The organism is Hymenobacter latericoloratus (genome assembly GCF_014199535.1).
GTDB lineage: Bacteria > Bacteroidota > Bacteroidia > Cytophagales > Hymenobacteraceae > Hymenobacter > Hymenobacter latericoloratus.
The window spans coordinates 734,608-748,914 of the sequence record NZ_JACHNV010000002.1; the positions used below are offsets into that span (position 1 = coordinate 734,608).

Below are 14,307 nucleotides of genomic sequence, written 5' to 3' on the forward strand. Positions count from 1 at the left end.
AGCCAGCATCCAAATAAGAAAAGGCCCTCCATCAACCGATGGAGGGCCTTTTCTTATTTGGATGCTGGGCTAAGCAGCTACCTACTGGGCGGTAGTGGCGCCAGCCGTAGTGCCGGTAGCACCGGCGGTGGTGCCCTCCGTGGTGGTCGAGCCGGCCGTGGTAGCAGCATCGGTGCCGGTCATGGTCGTGTCGGTAGCAGTGGTGGATTCGGTGGCCGGAGCTTCGGTGGCCGAAGCGTCATCGGCACCGGTGCCGCCTTCGTTGGTCGTGGTAGCGTCGCCGCCGCACGAAGCAAACGTGAACGAAGCAGCCGCCAGCGCGAGGAACAGAACTTTTTTCATGGTGAAAGCAGGTGATGGGTAAATGAAATTCGAAAGCAGCTTCGCCACTCTTGGGCAGCAAATTCAGGCCTTGATACCGGCAGCGGGGGTAGGTAACCCGCGAGAAGTAAAAGTTTTCTTGATTTTTTAGTGCGGTTGAGCTTGCCCCTATGCCTGCCAGCGTGGCCGCGTCATCAGTAACCCAGCGTATGGGCCGGTGTCATTGCCTGACCAGTAGCTCGCAGCAACCGTTCTTGTTGCTGCCCGCGGAGTGGGGGTAGGCCGGCTCCCGGGAGGGCACAAAAAAAGCCCCTCACAGGGTGAGAGGCTTTCTTTATCTGTACGTCAGGCCGGCTTAGCGGCCCGTGGTGCCACCACCGGCGGTGGTGCCGCTGGTAGTGCCCGTGGTGCCGGCCGTAGAGCCACCTGCAGTGCTGCCACCTGCGGTGGTGGTGCCGGCCGTGGTACCCGTGGTAGTACCGGCTGTGCTGCCGCCCGCGGTGGTGCCCATCCCGCCAGCGGTGCTACCACCTGTGGTGCTGGTGCCGCTAGTAGTAGAGCCCGCGCTTTGGTCGCCGTTGCTGGTGGTGCCGCCACCGCCCGAGCCCGTGCCCATCGAGCTGGTGTCGCTGCTCATGCTGGCGTCGCCGGAGCCGGAAGCATCCATAGAGCCCGAGCCCGAGCCGCTGCTCGACTCCATGCCGGTGCCGCCTTCGGTACCCGTGCCGCTGGCACCTTCCTGAGAGTTACCGCCGCACGAGGCAAACGTAAACGAGGCCGCAGCCAGAGCTAAAAAAAGAACCTTTTTCATGGTGTTGGTTGGATAAGGAATGGGGTGTTTTCAGATGAATCCGAAGCCTACTAGCGCCGAATCAGGGCTTTATACTCCGAACCGGGAAGAGGTAACCTGATTTTGATTAATAAAATCTTGGTTATTTTATAATGGTTGAGCTTGCATGATGAATTGCTGCGCTAAAGCGGGCTTGGGTGAAGCCTGCCACCAGGTTGCTGGTTGCGGCCGGTTCTGGTTGGTTTGGCTTGCCAGATGACGCGCGGCCAGAGGTAGGGACGGAGCCAGCCGGTTACGGTTGGCCGCTCCCAGCAGCAGCAGAAGCAGCAAAGTCATTACCTGGAAATAATCGGTGAACTGACGCATGGTGCACTGAAAAGAGTGAGGAAAGGCCCTGAAAAAACTTCTGACTGGTACGGAGCCGGGCCTGAACCAATGCCTTACAGGGCGTTAAGCTTTGATGAACATTGCCCTTCCGGCCGGGGGGAAGGGGTAGCCTGACGCGCCGGAAAATCCTACCTTCCAGCCCCATCCAGCCACTCGTCCCTATGTCCACCTCTTCTGCTCCTACCCCCGCTCCCGAGCTCAACCTCGAAGCGTCCTCCGTCTCCGATACTGCCAACCCCTCTCCATCGGGCAGCCCCTTGGCTGGCCGGCAGGGGGTAGGGGGCGCGGCCTCCCAGCGCCCGATGTACTACGAATATAAGCCTTCCGAAATAGTTCGGGCCCAGCACGGCCCCGAGCTGCGCTGCAAAACCTGGGAAGCAGAGGCCGCCCTGCGCATGCTGGAAAATAACCTCGACCCGGCCGTGAGCCTGGTGTATGATGAGCTGATTGTGTACGGCGGGGCTGGCCGGGCCGCCCGCAACTGGAAGGAATACCAGACCATAGTACGCACCCTCAAAACCCTGGCCCCCGACGAAACCATGCTGGTGCAGTCGGGCAAGGCCGTGGGCGTGATTCGTACCTGGGCCCACGCCCCGCGGGTGCTCATCGCCAACTCCAACCTGGTGCCGGCCTGGAGCACCCAGGAGTATTTCGATGAGCTGGACCGCCAGGGCCTGATGATGTACGGGCAAATGACGGCCGGCTCCTGGATTTACATTGCCACCCAGGGCATTCTGCAGGGCACCTACGAAACCCTGGCCGCCGTGGCCGACCGGCACTTTTCGGGCACGTTGGCCGGCACCATCACTGTCACGGCCGGGCTCGGGGGCATGTCGGGTGCCCAGCCCCTGGCCGTGACCATGAACGATGGGGTGTGCCTGGTGATTGAGCCCATTGATGCCCGCGTGAAGCAGAAGGTGCGCGAAGGGTACGTAGACGAGCAGGCCCGCGACCTGGCTCACGCCCTGGAGCTGTGCCAGCAGTACAAAGCCGAGCGCAAAGGCTACTCCGTGGGCCTGACGGGCAACGCCGCCACCGTGCTACCCCAATTGCTGGCCCAAAGCTTCCCAGTGGATGTTGTAACTGACCAAACCTCGGCCCACGACCTGATGGACTACATCCCGGAAGGCAACCTGGACGAGGTGCTGCAATTGCGCCAGGACAACCCCGCGGAGTTTAAGCGCCGGGCTCTGCAGTCCATTGTAAAGCACTGCCAGGCCATTATTGATTTGCAGGCGGCCGGCGCCGTGGCCCTCGACTACGGCAACAACCTGCGCGGGCAGGCCGAAAAAGGTGGCCTGCGGGTGCGCGACGAGCACGGGCAGTTTCTCTACCCCGGCTTCGTGCCCGCCTACATCCGGCCGCTGTTCTGCGAGGGCAAGGGGCCGTTCCGCTGGGCGGCCCTCTCCGGCGACCCCCAGGATATCCTGCGCATCGACCGCGCCCTGCTCGAAACCTTCCCCGAAAACCGCATGCTGCGCCGCTGGATTGAAAAGGCCCAGGCCAAAGTGCCCTTCATTGGCTTGCCGGCCCGCGTGTGCTGGCTGGGCTACGGCGAGCGGGCAAAGTTCGGCCTGATTATCAACGACCTGGTAGCCCGCGGCGAAGTAAAAGCCCCCATCGTCATCGGCCGCGACCACCTCGACTGCGGCTCCGTGGCCTCGCCCAACCGCGAAACCGAAGGCATGCAGGATGGCTCCGACGCCGTAGCCGACTGGCCCCTGCTCAACGCCCTGGCCAACTGCGCCTCCGGAGCCGACTGGGTGAGCCTGCACAACGGCGGCGGCGTGGGCATCGGCAACAGCACCCACGCGGGCATGGTAATAGTAGCCACCGGCACCCCCGAAAAAGCCGAACAGCTAAAACGGGTGTTGACCACTGACCCCGGCATGGGTATCTTTCGCCACGCCGACGCCGGCTACGAGCTGGCCCAGCAGGTAGCCCGGGAGCGCGGAGTGAAGATTCCAGGGTGGAAGTGAAGTTTATTGTAGCAAAAATTAGAACATCGTAAATGAAATTCTCTCAAAGGATTGGAAAAACTCCTGTCAAAAACTTGTTGCAGGTAGATGGAATTGATGAAGCATTAAAAAATAGGCTTTGGGACTGTATTGTATATCTAATTGCGAATGTAAATAGAAAATTTATGTATGAAACAATAAGATTTGATAATTTCTTAATTTTAATATGGACTGAATTTTTTGTGCGTACAAGTGATTCTATTCCGTATAACTCTTCATATCAAAGATATGATGGCTTTTTGAATAAATTGAGAGAGTGGTTTTTTACAGCAAATTGGTATGAAATATACGATATTATTGAATTTTTGTGTTCCTTTAATCATATTAATGATCTGCGTGAGCGTTTTGTTAATCACTGTAATATTGCTCTTTCTAAGGAAGTATCAGGATACAGAATTGCAAATAATAAAATAGCACAAATCACTTCCGAAGAAGAAATTTCTGAGATTGAAGAAGCTATCAATGACTCCGGTCTCTGGAAGCCAGTTACTCTACATTTATCTACTTCACTAAATTTGTTGTCTGATAGGAATAACCCTGATTATAGGAATTCTGTAAAGGAATCAATTAGTGCTGTTGAGTCTATGTGCAAAATTGTGATAGGTGATTCTAGTGCGACTTTGGGGAGAGCTTTGGCTGAAATAGAAAAATTGTATCCTCTTCATAAAGCCTTAAAGGCTGGGTTTTCATCTATTTACGGGTATACTAGTGATGCTTCCGGAATAAGGCATGCTCTGCTTGAAGATGACATAGAAGTCAAATTTGAGGATGCTAAGTTTATGTTGGTTTCGTGCTCTGCATTCATTAATTATCTTAAAATGAAAGTGCGGGTAGATTAAGCCAACCGTCTTTCAAAAGGTAGTATGTATGCGCCGACAAACCACCAACGCCGCCCGAGGAAACTCTGGCGGCGTTGCTCGTTCTAGCCTACCCCCAGAAAAAAGCAAAACGACCACTTCCGTTGTTTCCCTCCCTGCGCCGGCACATCACCGGCGTATGAACCAAACCACACAACTATGAACATCGGAATCATTGGCGCCGGTAACATCGGCAGCGCCCTGGCCGTGCGGCTTACCAGCCTCGGCCATTCGGTTTACATTGCCAACTCCCGCGGCCCCGAAACCCTGCAGGACCTGGCCCAGAAAACCGGCGCTACCCCCGTAACAGCCCAGGAAGCAGCCCAACGCGGCAGCGACATCCTTGTGGTAACCATTCCGCTGGAGAAAATCCCGGACCTGCCCAAAGACCTGCTGGCCGACGTGCCGGCCGAGGTGCCCATCATCGACACGAGCAACTACTACCCCATGCTGCGCGACGGCCACATTCCGGAGCTGGAAACCGGCGACCTGACCGAAAGCGGCTGGGTGCAGCAGCACCTGGGCCGCCCCGTAGTGAAGGTGTTCAACAACATCTTCGCTGAGCACCTCGAAAAGAACGGCACGCCCGCCGGCACGCCCGGCCGCATTGCCCTGCCCGTGGCTTCTGATGATGCCGCCGCCAAGCAGAAGGTAATGGCCCTGGTAGAAGAGCTGGGTTTCGACGCCCTCGACGGGGGCACCATGCGCGAGTCGTGGCGGCAGCAGCCTGGCGGCCCCATCTACTGCAACGATTTGCCCGCCGACCAGGTGCGTGAGCATCTGGTCCGCCTCGGCTCCGAGCGCACCGAAGCCCAGCACCAGGAGTTCCTGGCCAACCACGCCAAGGCGGAGCAGGCCATGGCCGACCAAGGCATCAAGCTGAAGTAGCCGCCGCCGGGAAACGAATGACTTATTCTGAGTTGGTAATAAAGCAAGAACGGTCATTCCGAGCTTGCCGAGGAATCTCGCTTACGTGGTTCGCCTCACCCCCCGGCCCCCTCTCCAGGGGGAGAGGGGGAGTAGATACTTTGGCAACGTCAGCACGCCAGATTCCTCGACCAGCTCGGAATGACTGTTCTTGCTTTATTAGCAGTTCAGCCTAGCATAAGCTTGTGATTCTATTGCCGCGTCATCGGCAAAACGCGCAGCAAGCGCCGCCCTGGTTTCCGGGGCGGCGCTTTTCGGTTGAAGGAGGGGTAGGGGATAGGGAAACGGTCGTCATCCGCCAGGTAAAGCTTGCCGGGGCGTTTCGGGTGCGGGCGGTGCAAAAGCAGCCTGCAGGCCGGGCTACCTGCTTTGGCTTGAAGGACTTATCAGGGGTAGGAGTTTCCTGCGCTCGTTTGCTCTGGAAGGGTGCGCCTGCTGACCACAGGCTAGTACGAGCCATTACAACTATACTTGCGCACATCTATATTCTCTATGAAGCTTTTTATTTGCATTGCGCCTTTCCTGCTGAGCCTGGCCGCTTGCCAGAGTAGCCCCACTACCCCCGCCGCAACTGAGGCAGCGGCACACGCGCCGCCTACCCCCTCCGCCACCCCGGAACCTAGCCCAGAGCCTACCGCATCGGCCAACCCCGAGCGCATACAAGACGGCCTGGTGACGGTTAATGGGCAGCCGAACAAGGAGTTGACGGTTCAGGAGCTGAAGCGCCAAATGGGCCGCCCCGACAGCGTGGAGAAGGGCGCCGTGGAGTGCGGCAGCCAGCTGGATACGCCCCCGAATGCCCCCGCCGGCGACTGGTGGTACTACGGCAACACCCTATACGAAGTGAGCGGCACCCAGGCCCTGCTGCACAGCTTCGACGTGACGACGGGCCAATTCAAGGGGAAGCTGGGGAAACTCACCCTCGACCAGAACACGACCCTGGAAGACGTGCGCCGCCTCTACCCCGTAGCCACCAAGCAAGCCGAAGAACCGGAGCCCGAGTCCGGCGAGCTAACTGTAAACCTGCCGTTTGAACACAACGGCGAGCTGACCGACGCATCCTTGAATCTGGTATTTAAAAACGGCCGTTTGCAGGAAGTGGAGTTCTTCTTCCCGTGCTAAGGTCTGCGGACGGGAAGCCGTTTCTTGTCTCATCTTATAGAACGTCAATCCGAGCTTGCCGAGGAATCTCGTGTGGGGTCTTTGCCACGCTATCCAGACGTTAGCCGAGCGAGGTTTCTCGGCAAGCTCGGAATGACGTTCTTTCACTGTTCACACGTCCTGGAAAGATGACCGGCACCCAACAGCTTGTCGGACTCCGCTACCATAAATTCCGCGCGAATTAAGCTCCTCACGCTTTTCATATCTGCCCTTATGAAACCTGAACTGCAAAACCTCCCGCTTACCGATAACAGCGGCAGCCACCGCTTCGAGTTGACCGTGAACCACGCCACGGCCTTTATGGAGTACGGCGAGCGGGAGGGGGCCCTGGCTTTGTTTCATACCGAAGTACCGGGGCAGCTGGAAGGGCAGGGGGTAGGCACGGCGCTGGTAGAAAAGGTGCTGGCGGAAGTGGAGCAGCGGCAGCGGCAACTCATTCCGCTGTGCCCCTTCGTGACCAGCTACCTGAAGCGACACCCGGAGTGGCAGCGCCTGGTGGCCCCCGCCTACCTGCGCTGGTTTCAGCCGAAGGAGCAGGAATAGTCGTGCTTAGGTTGTAGTCGGGCTTTAATGATAGCCGGCTGCAGCGAAAAAGTCTTAAAAAGGACTTCTAAAACGTCGTGCTGAGCCCACGACGCATTTCTAGTTGCCATAGCATTGCTTATCATTAGGGAATAAGGCGTGAATCTGCCCGAGCAGCAGGTCCGGTACCTGCCTCCGCCGTGGCCTTTCATCCTGCCTTCTATACCCGTAGCATATGGAGCAAATGCTTGATTCGCCAGCCGTATTGGTCCCGGCCGGGGCAGCGCCCCGCGTGCAGGGCATTGATGTGGTGCGCGGGCTGGTGATGGTGGTGATGGCGCTGGACCACGTGCGCGAGCTGTGGAGCCCTACCGCCTTCCGGCCCGAAGACGTGACCCAGACCACCGGCCTGCTGTTTTTCACCCGCTGGATTACCCATTTCTGCGCCCCAACCTTCGTGTTTCTCTCGGGCGCGAGCATCTGGTTGCAGCAGCAGAAGCGGGGGAGTCGGGCAGCCACCAGTCGGTTTTTGCTGAAGCGCGGGTTGTGGCTGGTTCTCACTGAGCTGCTGATTATTGGCTTTCTGCTGCAGTGGAGCTACAACGTATTGCTGCTGGAAGTTATCTGGGTTATTGGTGTTGGCATGCTGCTGCTGGCGGGGCTGCTGTGGCTGCCGCGCCCGGTGCTGGCCGTGCTGGCCGGTGCTATTCTGCTGGGCCACGACGCGCTACCCTTCCTGCAGCCCGTAACCCCTGCCAACGTGGGCTGGGCACTGCTGCACAACACTCCTTTCGTAATACCCTTTGGGGGCCTACCTTCGGTTGTAGTGGCCTACTCCGTGGGGCCTTGGCTGGGCGTGATGCTGGCTGGCTACGTGGTAGGCCCCTGGTTTACGCGGCCTTTAGCGGAGCGTGCCCGGCTGCTGAGGTGGGCCGGAGCGGGGCTGCTGGTGTTCTTTGTGCTGCTGCGGGCCGGCAACTGGTACGGCGACCCCAGCCCCTGGAGCCCGCAGCCGCGCGGCTGGGAATACACTGCGCTGTCGTTTCTGAATGTAAGCAAGTACCCGCCCTCCTTGCTGTTCGTAAGTCTGACCTTGGGCGTTATGCTATTGCTGTTGGGCCAGCTGGAAACCGTGCACAACCGCCTCACGCGCTGGCTGCGCACCTACGGGCAGGTGCCGTTTTTCTACTTCCTGCTGCACCTGGCCCTAATCAGCAGCGGGGCCTGGCTCTGGACGCGCCTCGCCTTTGGGCAGGCCATCAATCTGTCGGTGGCCGCCCCGCCTACCTGGCCGCCGCAGTACGAGCCAAGTCTGGTGCGCACGTATGGGGTGTGGGTGGCCCTACTGGTGGTGCTGTACTGGCCCTGCCGCTGGTACCAGGGCGTTAAGCGGCGCCATACCTACTGGTGGCTGTCTTACCTGTAAGGTAAACCGGACTGTTCGGGTATCAGGAAAAGGGCAATACCTCTTGCCGTAGCAGCGGGTAGTATCCAGCAGTTGCCTATGCTTTGAGGTACCAGCGGGGGGTAGGGGGTAAGCCTGGTTTTGCTACATTTATGCGGCTTGTATTGCTATTATACCCTCTTTTATGTCTCGATTACATAGTTATTTCGCGCTGAATTGTAAGCGTTTGGGGCTGTTATGGCTGATATGGTGCGCGGCGGCTACCCTGGCCGTGGCCCAAAAGCCCCTGGAAGTGCTACTGGTAGGTACCTCCCACTACAACGGCGAATCCGACGCCAGCTACCGGCCCATCATCAACAAGCTCAAAGCCTACCAGCCCGACCTGGTGATTGGCGAATACCTCGCGCCCGCCGATGCCCGGCTGCTGCCCGCCACCCAGGGCGAGGCGCGGCCCTATCAGCGGAGCCTGCGCTACCTGCAGCGTCGGGAACTGCAAACCCCACCTCTGGACGATAAGGCTGCTGCTGCCGTGCGCCGCCAGTTGCGCAAGAATCCGCTGCTGCACCAGCAGCGCATTGATTTGGCCCGCTACTACGCTTACAACCACGACCGGGCCAACGCCGAGTACCAACTCTATCTGCTGGAAGAAACTTATAAGGAGCGCCTGAGCGCCGCCGACCAGGCCTACTACCGGCAGGCGTTTGGCCCCGCTGATTCGCTGCGCAAGGTTCTGAAGATGGTGCGCCCCCTCACCGAGTATCACCGTATCTTTTTCCCCTTGCTCCAGGAGCTCGGCCAAGGGCAGCTATACTCCATGGACTGCCAGCGCCACGGGCAGGCGTTCAGCCAGGCCTCCGGCCAGGCGTACGGCCAGTTCCTGACCCTGCAGGCCGCTTTCAAGGCCGATTCTACCACGGAGCAGGCTGCTACCTTCCGTCGGATGACCGCCGCCAAAACCGCTTTTTTCGCCTACCTCGATGCCGCCGCAACCAGCGAAGAGGCCTACCGGATTATGAACGCGCCAGCCTTTGGCAAGCTCAACGACGACCTGAATTTCTACGGCGATGAGGCCCTGTACGGAGCGCCGGGCTTCCCTACGGCTGCCGTGCAGGCCATGAAAACCCAGTGGGAGCTGCGCAACCAGGGCATGTGCGACAATATTGTGCGGCGGGCGCGGGAGCAGGGAGCCCGCCGGGTGGTGGTGGCCGTGGGCTCGGCCCATACCATGATTATGCACCGTATGCTCGCGGCCATGCCCAACGTGCGCGTCAGTACCTACCACGATTTGCCCTAGCCCGGCGCAGGAGCAGATTACTTGGGTTTTGGCTTAAGAAAGATGGCGTTGAACTTAAGCCGGAAGCAGTTCGTTAGCCCGCCGTATCCTATTGCCTGTGTAAAAGGCAACCCGTTTACAGGGTTGTCAGAATAAAAGGCGTATGTTTACACCGTTTAAGGCAAATTGTCTCGATTTCTCTACTCTCTATTCGCTTGCAGAATCAAAGTAGCGTTCCGTTGTCAGTTGCTTTCTTTTCATCCATTTCCTAAAGCATCATGTCAACAGGAACCGTAAAATTCTTCAACGAAACCAAAGGTTTTGGTTTCATCAAAGACAACAGCACTGGCCAGGACATCTTCGTTCACGTAACCGGCCTCGTTGATGAAATCCGTGATAATGACACGGTAGAGTTTGAGGTAGAGCAAGGCCGTAAGGGCCTGAACGCCGTTCAGGTGCGCCGCGCCTAACCGCTCCCTTTCTCTGAAAAACAAAAAAGCAGGCCGCCCGGCCTGCTTTTTTGTTTGCGCATCTGCCAGAAGCAAGAATGCTACGCCTGCGAGGCGGCCAATACCTCCCGCACCGGAGTCCAGCGGATATCGGGGTAGCGGGCGTTGTCCAGGGGCTCCAGCTTCGGCCGGCCGCTGAACATGTTGTGCAGGTACTGCATGCCCTGCCAGGGCGGAAATACCTCCTTGGGGGCGGTCATAAGGGCTTTGGTCAGCTTGATGACGTTTCCGAAAGCGGCTAGGCTACCCACCCGCAGCAGCTTAAACTCCCGGCCCGTAACGGCCTGGGCTGCCGCCTGCAGCCCCCGAATGCTGGCTACCTCGCCGGCTACGCGCAGGTAGCGGGGCGCGGTGGCATCGAGAGCGGCGGCGGCGGTAAAGGCGGCCGTATTGCGCATGGTGGTGAAGTCCAGGGGCTGGTCGGCGTCGCCCCAGTACACTACCCGTCGCAGCCCCATCAGAATAACCGGGGCCTGCCCAGTCAGCAGGTCCGTGAACATACCGTTGAGAATGGAAGTGGCCCGAATGGGGGCCTGATCCAGCCGGCGCTGAAACTCGCGGCGCAAATCGAGGTTGCGGTTGGAACCCTCGGGCAGCTTGGTGTAGTCAATGGAAAAGTCGGAGGGGATGAACCGGGGCACGTCCGCCGCCACGGCGGCCTCCAGCAGGCGCGTCTGGCCTTCCACAATTACCTCGCGCAGCCCCGACAACGCCGATACCACGCAGGCGGCGCCCTCACAGGCCTGCCGGAGCTGGTCGGCCTGGCTATAGTCAACCGCTACCAGTTCCACCCCCTGCAGGCGCAGCGAAGCGGCCTCGGCCGAGTCTTGGGTTTGTGGGCGCACCAGGGCCCGGACCGCTGCGCCGCGCTGCCGAAGATGGTGGGCAATCAGCAGGCCCAGGGCGCCGGTAGCGCCGGCCAGCACAATCCGGGCCGGCGCGGCGGCGGAAGCAGAGGAAAAAGTCAGATCAGGGGTGGTCATCAGAAAGAAAACGATACGTAAGCGCCAACGGGTGGCGAACAGGCGAAACATCAGCCCGGGCGGGCAGTTCGGCAGAGTGGAGCGTCCCTTGTAGTTTCCGGCTGCCCCCAGGGTAGGGCCCGCCCTGGAGGTGGTGCCCCACTGCCACTGCTACTACCACCTGGCCCGGCGGAAAGTTATTGGGCGGTTTTCCGAAGGCTGCCAGCCCCATGCAGGGTGCGCCCCTGACCGGCGGAAGCAGGCCGGGGGCGCCCGGTCAGGAAGGTAACCCCGGCGGCCCGGCAGAGCCGGTGAGGTCGGCCGCTTGCTCAGGGCGGGGAAAGCAGCCAGGTAAGCGCCTCCGGCATGTTGCCGGTGCCAAAGCAGCGGCTTTGCAGCCCGTAGCGGGCACCGGCCTCCCGAAATAGATAGTCGGCCTGGAGGCGCACCGTCAGGCGGGAGGAACCCATGAGGGCCACGCGCTGCAGAAGCCGGGTGGGTACTACCCGCGGCAGCCAGTCGGCCAGCAGCCAGCCCACCACGTCGTCGCCGTAAGTCGTTAGCTGGCGGTGGTCGGTCAGCAGCCGAGGGTAGCCGGTTTGCTGCAAGAGCTGCAGCGCCTGCTCAAACACTTCACGCATAGCTTTTTCGGGCCGGGGCGGGCCCGTCTGCCAGACCAGATGGAGGTAGCCGGCCGGCAAGGAATACAGGCTGCCGGCCTCGTTTTCGTACGATACTACCTCTGGTGCACTACTCATGAAGAACTAGTCGGGGGCCGCGCTGCGGGTCGCGCCGGGCTAGCAGGAAGCGCCGGGCACTGGCGGGCCAGATACGTACAGGCCGGAGGTTGCGGCATCTTGCTGATGTCGGGTGCGCCGGGCCTGTGCCCAGCAGATAAGCAGATCAAAGGTGGTATTTCCGACTGCCGACAGCAGCCGGAGGCTAGTAGGGTAAGAAGGTAGTTTAGTGAACGGTAGCGCTTGGCAAAAGTTTAGCACGGCCCGTAGCGCAGTTCTCCAGACAGGGTAAGCTGGTCAGGCCCCCGGCGCCGGGTACACCCGGTCGGGCAGGGGGCGGGGGGCCGGGCCGGTGGCTGCCTGGGAAGCCAACATTTGGCTGGGGTGGGTGGTTAGAGGATTTTTCAGCACAACTCTCTGCCTATGAAAGCATATAAGCTGCACGGACCCAAAAGCCTGGCAAACTTCACGCTGGGTGACTACAATGAGCCCGCCGTGCGCGACCAGGAGGTGAAAATTCAGGTGAAGGCCGTGTCCCTGAACTACCGCGACTGGGCCCTGGCCAACGGCTGGTTTGGCTACCCCGGCGAGCAGCTGCCCTTTATCCCCTTCAGCGACGGGGCGGGGGTAGTAGTGGAGGTGGGCCGCAGCGTTACCAAGTTCCGGGCCGGCGACCGGGTAGCCGTAAACTTCTTCCCGGATTGGCACGATGGCGCCTTCTCGGGGGAGAAAACGGCCCGCTCCCTGGGTGGCAGCACCGATGGGGTGCTGGCCGAATACGTGTCGTTTCCGGAGCAGGCCGTCGCCAAAGTGCCTGATTCCTTTTCATTTGAAGAGGCCGCTGCGTTTCCGTGCGCCGGCGTTACGGCCTGGCATGCGCTGGTAGAGCAGGCCCGGCTGAAACCCACTGATACGCTGCTGCTGCAGGGCACCGGCGGCGTTTCTATCTTCGGCCTGCAGATTGCCCGGCTGCTGGGTGCCCGCACCATTATCACCTCCAGCTCCGATGAAAAGCTGGCCCGGGCCCGGGAACTAGGCGCCGACTTGCTCATCAACTACAAGCAAACCCCCAACTGGGACGAAAAAGCCCGCGAGCTGACCCAGGGCGCAGGGGTAACCTACGTGCTGGAAGTAGCCGGCCAGCTGGCTCGCTCCATCCGAGCCCTGCAAGCCGGTGGCAGCATCTTTCAGATTGGGGCCGTGGGCGGCCCCCACGAGGAGGCCCCCAACCTGGGCATGCTGCCCATCAACACCCAGCGCCTGCAGGGTATTTACGTGGGCAGCACCCAGATGCTCACCGACCTGATGCAGGCCTTTGACCGCAACGGCCTCAGGCCCGTTATCAGCCAGACTTTCGCCTTCGAGCAGGCCAAGGAAGCCTTGGCCTACATGGGCAGCGGCTCCCACTTCGGCAAAATTGTGGTGCGGGTAGGCTAAGGTGCAACACGGCCCACGCGGCGGCTCAAACCATGTCGTGCATTCAGCAAAAGCCTTTCCTGACCCCGGGAAAGGCTTTTGTGCGGGTTAGTGAAGCTTAACGCGGGTCGGCGTTGCGGAAGGCGGCGGCCCAGTCCTCTTCGGTTCGGGGAGCAGCAGCCTTCACCACGGGGGCCAGCTCCGGGGCGGCCGCCAGCAGGCTTTTGCCGGTTAGCTTCACGGGCAGCAGCCGGCCGTCGGGGCGCCGCACATAGTACAGGTTCTGGTCCTGCAGTTCCGCTGTTTTGCTGTCCGCGCCGTAGCCGCTGGAAACCGGGGCTTTCTGAACCACTTTGCGGTGCTGCTTCAGGAAGGCGTACTTGCCTTCGTGCAGCACCTCCACGTACTGGGCGCGCTGCGGGGCCAGGGGGGCCTCCGTGAAGCGGCGAAACACCCGTTCCCGGGCCGGCGCCGTGGAGGTGGCGGGCTCCTCCAGCACAAAGCCGGTCAGCAGCCGGTCGTCGAGGAGCAGCGAGTCTCTGGAGCCCACCCGCCGCATCAGCAGCCGCTGGTTCAGGACATCATACTTCAGGGGCACGGGGGCCAACGGTACCGGGCTGCTGGTAACCAAGCGGGCCGACAGCCACCGGGCCACCACGTAGGGGTTGCCGACTACTCCATCGGTGCGGCCCATGTACACGGGAGCCGCCGCGCCAGTGCCCAGCGCGTTCAGGTTGGCCTGGCCGGCGGCGCCTACCTGCTCGATGTTAGGGTTTTGGGCCCGGGCCAGGGTAGCAGTGAGTGCAAAGAAAAGGATGGGTGTAAGGCGCATAAGACTTCGGGCGTGGGGGAGGGGTAGGGGGCACAGCGGCTACCTAAAGTACACACCGCGAGAAAGGAAGCAAGTAGGCTCTCCGCAAAAAAAGCCCGCAACGCCGGGGGCTGTTTAACCTGGTGCGTAATGCGCGGGATGCGGCAGGCTCTTCGTTCCAATAAAAAGGCCGGCAGCTACGCGCTACCGG

At 60.4% G+C, this 14,307-nt stretch carries 15 protein-coding genes; 9 read left to right on the top strand and 6 right to left on the bottom strand.

Going from position 1 to position 14,307, the window contains the following annotated elements; translation table 11 throughout:
* Positions 1-81: 81 nt before the first annotated feature.
* The 3 genes from GGU46_RS08815 to GGU46_RS08825 all read right to left on the bottom strand — a co-directional run bounded on the left by GGU46_RS08815 (position 82) and on the right by GGU46_RS08825 (position 1,477).
* Positions 82-342: a hypothetical protein gene (locus tag GGU46_RS08815; protein ID WP_183403160.1), complete on the bottom strand. Its 261-nt coding sequence runs from the start codon at positions 340-342 to the stop codon at positions 82-84.
* 334 nt (positions 343-676) lie between these two features.
* Positions 677-1,132 (bottom strand): hypothetical protein, encoded by a 456-nt coding sequence (locus GGU46_RS08820; protein ID WP_183403161.1) that lies wholly within the window; start codon positions 1,130-1,132, stop codon positions 677-679.
* Positions 1,133-1,258: 126 nt separating this feature from the next.
* On the bottom strand, positions 1,259-1,477 hold the full coding sequence (locus GGU46_RS08825; protein WP_183403162.1) for a hypothetical protein: 219 nt from the start codon (positions 1,475-1,477) through the stop codon (positions 1,259-1,261).
* 323 nt (positions 1,478-1,800) lie between these two features.
* Here GGU46_RS08825 and hutU point away from each other — a divergent pair, with 323 nt between their 5' ends.
* From hutU to GGU46_RS08865, 8 genes are all read left to right on the top strand, one after another.
* The gene (hutU, locus tag GGU46_RS08830) at positions 1,801-3,477 is read left to right on the top strand and encodes a urocanate hydratase (RefSeq protein ID WP_183403491.1); all 1,677 of its coding nucleotides are present in this window, start codon (positions 1,801-1,803) and stop codon (positions 3,475-3,477) included.
* 32 nt (positions 3,478-3,509) lie between these two features.
* Positions 3,510-4,355 carry an AbiJ-NTD4 domain-containing protein gene (locus GGU46_RS08835; protein ID WP_183403163.1) on the top strand — a complete coding sequence of 282 codons (846 nt, stop codon included), beginning with the start codon at positions 3,510-3,512 and terminating at the stop codon, positions 4,353-4,355.
* 177 nt (positions 4,356-4,532) lie between these two features.
* Positions 4,533-5,261 carry an NADPH-dependent F420 reductase gene (locus GGU46_RS08840; RefSeq protein ID WP_183403164.1) on the top strand — a complete coding sequence of 243 codons (729 nt, stop codon included), beginning with the start codon at positions 4,533-4,535 and terminating at the stop codon, positions 5,259-5,261.
* Between the two features lie 531 nt (positions 5,262-5,792).
* On the top strand, positions 5,793-6,422 hold the full coding sequence (locus tag GGU46_RS08845; RefSeq protein WP_183403165.1) for a hypothetical protein: 630 nt from the start codon (positions 5,793-5,795) through the stop codon (positions 6,420-6,422).
* 252 nt (positions 6,423-6,674) lie between these two features.
* A complete protein-coding gene (locus GGU46_RS08850; protein ID WP_183403166.1) occupies positions 6,675-7,004 on the top strand; it encodes a GNAT family N-acetyltransferase in 330 nt (109 codons plus the stop codon).
* 214 nt (positions 7,005-7,218) lie between these two features.
* A complete protein-coding gene (locus tag GGU46_RS08855; RefSeq protein WP_183403167.1) occupies positions 7,219-8,409 on the top strand; it encodes a DUF1624 domain-containing protein in 1,191 nt (396 codons plus the stop codon).
* Positions 8,410-8,572: 163 nt separating this feature from the next.
* Complete coding sequence (locus GGU46_RS08860; protein WP_183403168.1) at positions 8,573-9,682, top strand: DUF5694 domain-containing protein; 1,110 nt, start codon at positions 8,573-8,575, stop codon at positions 9,680-9,682.
* 257 nt (positions 9,683-9,939) lie between these two features.
* Entirely contained in the window at positions 9,940-10,131 is a 192-nt protein-coding gene (locus GGU46_RS08865; protein WP_183403169.1) for a cold-shock protein, read from the top strand.
* Positions 10,132-10,211: 80 nt separating this feature from the next.
* Here the strand turns inward: GGU46_RS08865 and GGU46_RS08870 are convergent, their stop codons facing one another.
* Together GGU46_RS08870 and GGU46_RS08875 are read right to left on the bottom strand one after the other, a co-directional pair.
* The gene (locus GGU46_RS08870) at positions 10,212-11,153 is read right to left on the bottom strand and encodes an NmrA family NAD(P)-binding protein (protein ID WP_183403170.1); all 942 of its coding nucleotides are present in this window, start codon (positions 11,151-11,153) and stop codon (positions 10,212-10,214) included.
* 308 nt (positions 11,154-11,461) lie between these two features.
* On the bottom strand, positions 11,462-11,890 hold the full coding sequence (locus tag GGU46_RS08875) for an STAS/SEC14 domain-containing protein (RefSeq protein ID WP_183403171.1): 429 nt from the start codon (positions 11,888-11,890) through the stop codon (positions 11,462-11,464).
* A 402-nt stretch (positions 11,891-12,292) separates the two neighbouring features.
* On the opposite strand from GGU46_RS08875, the gene GGU46_RS08880 reads away from it, so the two are divergent.
* A complete protein-coding gene (locus GGU46_RS08880) occupies positions 12,293-13,306 on the top strand; it encodes a zinc-dependent alcohol dehydrogenase family protein (protein WP_183403172.1) in 1,014 nt (337 codons plus the stop codon).
* Positions 13,307-13,403: 97 nt separating this feature from the next.
* Here GGU46_RS08880 and GGU46_RS08885 read toward each other — a convergent pair whose 3' ends face one another.
* Positions 13,404-14,117: a hypothetical protein gene (locus GGU46_RS08885; RefSeq protein WP_183403173.1), complete on the bottom strand. Its 714-nt coding sequence runs from the start codon at positions 14,115-14,117 to the stop codon at positions 13,404-13,406.
* Between the last annotated feature and the right edge of the window lie 190 nt (positions 14,118-14,307).

Coding starts and splice junctions, on each gene's coding strand:
- GGU46_RS08820 (WP_183403161.1), bottom strand. CDS start 1,132: ATGAAAAAGGTTCTTTTTTTAGCTCTGGCTGCGGCCTCGTTTACGTTT.
- GGU46_RS08860 (WP_183403168.1), top strand. CDS start 8,573: ATGTCTCGATTACATAGTTATTTCGCGCTGAATTGTAAGCGTTTGGGG.
- GGU46_RS08840 (WP_183403164.1), top strand. CDS start 4,533: ATGAACATCGGAATCATTGGCGCCGGTAACATCGGCAGCGCCCTGGCC.
- GGU46_RS08870 (WP_183403170.1), bottom strand. CDS start 11,153: ATGACCACCCCTGATCTGACTTTTTCCTCTGCTTCCGCCGCCGCGCCG.
- GGU46_RS08865 (WP_183403169.1), top strand. CDS start 9,940: ATGTCAACAGGAACCGTAAAATTCTTCAACGAAACCAAAGGTTTTGGT.
- GGU46_RS08855 (WP_183403167.1), top strand. CDS start 7,219: ATGGAGCAAATGCTTGATTCGCCAGCCGTATTGGTCCCGGCCGGGGCA.
- hutU (WP_183403491.1), top strand. CDS start 1,801: ATGTACTACGAATATAAGCCTTCCGAAATAGTTCGGGCCCAGCACGGC.
- GGU46_RS08825 (WP_183403162.1), bottom strand. CDS start 1,477: ATGCGTCAGTTCACCGATTATTTCCAGGTAATGACTTTGCTGCTTCTG.
- GGU46_RS08875 (WP_183403171.1), bottom strand. CDS start 11,890: ATGAGTAGTGCACCAGAGGTAGTATCGTACGAAAACGAGGCCGGCAGC.
- GGU46_RS08850 (WP_183403166.1), top strand. CDS start 6,675: ATGAAACCTGAACTGCAAAACCTCCCGCTTACCGATAACAGCGGCAGC.
- GGU46_RS08845 (WP_183403165.1), top strand. CDS start 5,793: ATGAAGCTTTTTATTTGCATTGCGCCTTTCCTGCTGAGCCTGGCCGCT.
- GGU46_RS08880 (WP_183403172.1), top strand. CDS start 12,293: ATGAAAGCATATAAGCTGCACGGACCCAAAAGCCTGGCAAACTTCACG.
- GGU46_RS08885 (WP_183403173.1), bottom strand. CDS start 14,117: ATGCGCCTTACACCCATCCTTTTCTTTGCACTCACTGCTACCCTGGCC.
- GGU46_RS08835 (WP_183403163.1), top strand. CDS start 3,510: ATGAAATTCTCTCAAAGGATTGGAAAAACTCCTGTCAAAAACTTGTTG.
- GGU46_RS08815 (WP_183403160.1), bottom strand. CDS start 342: ATGAAAAAAGTTCTGTTCCTCGCGCTGGCGGCTGCTTCGTTCACGTTT.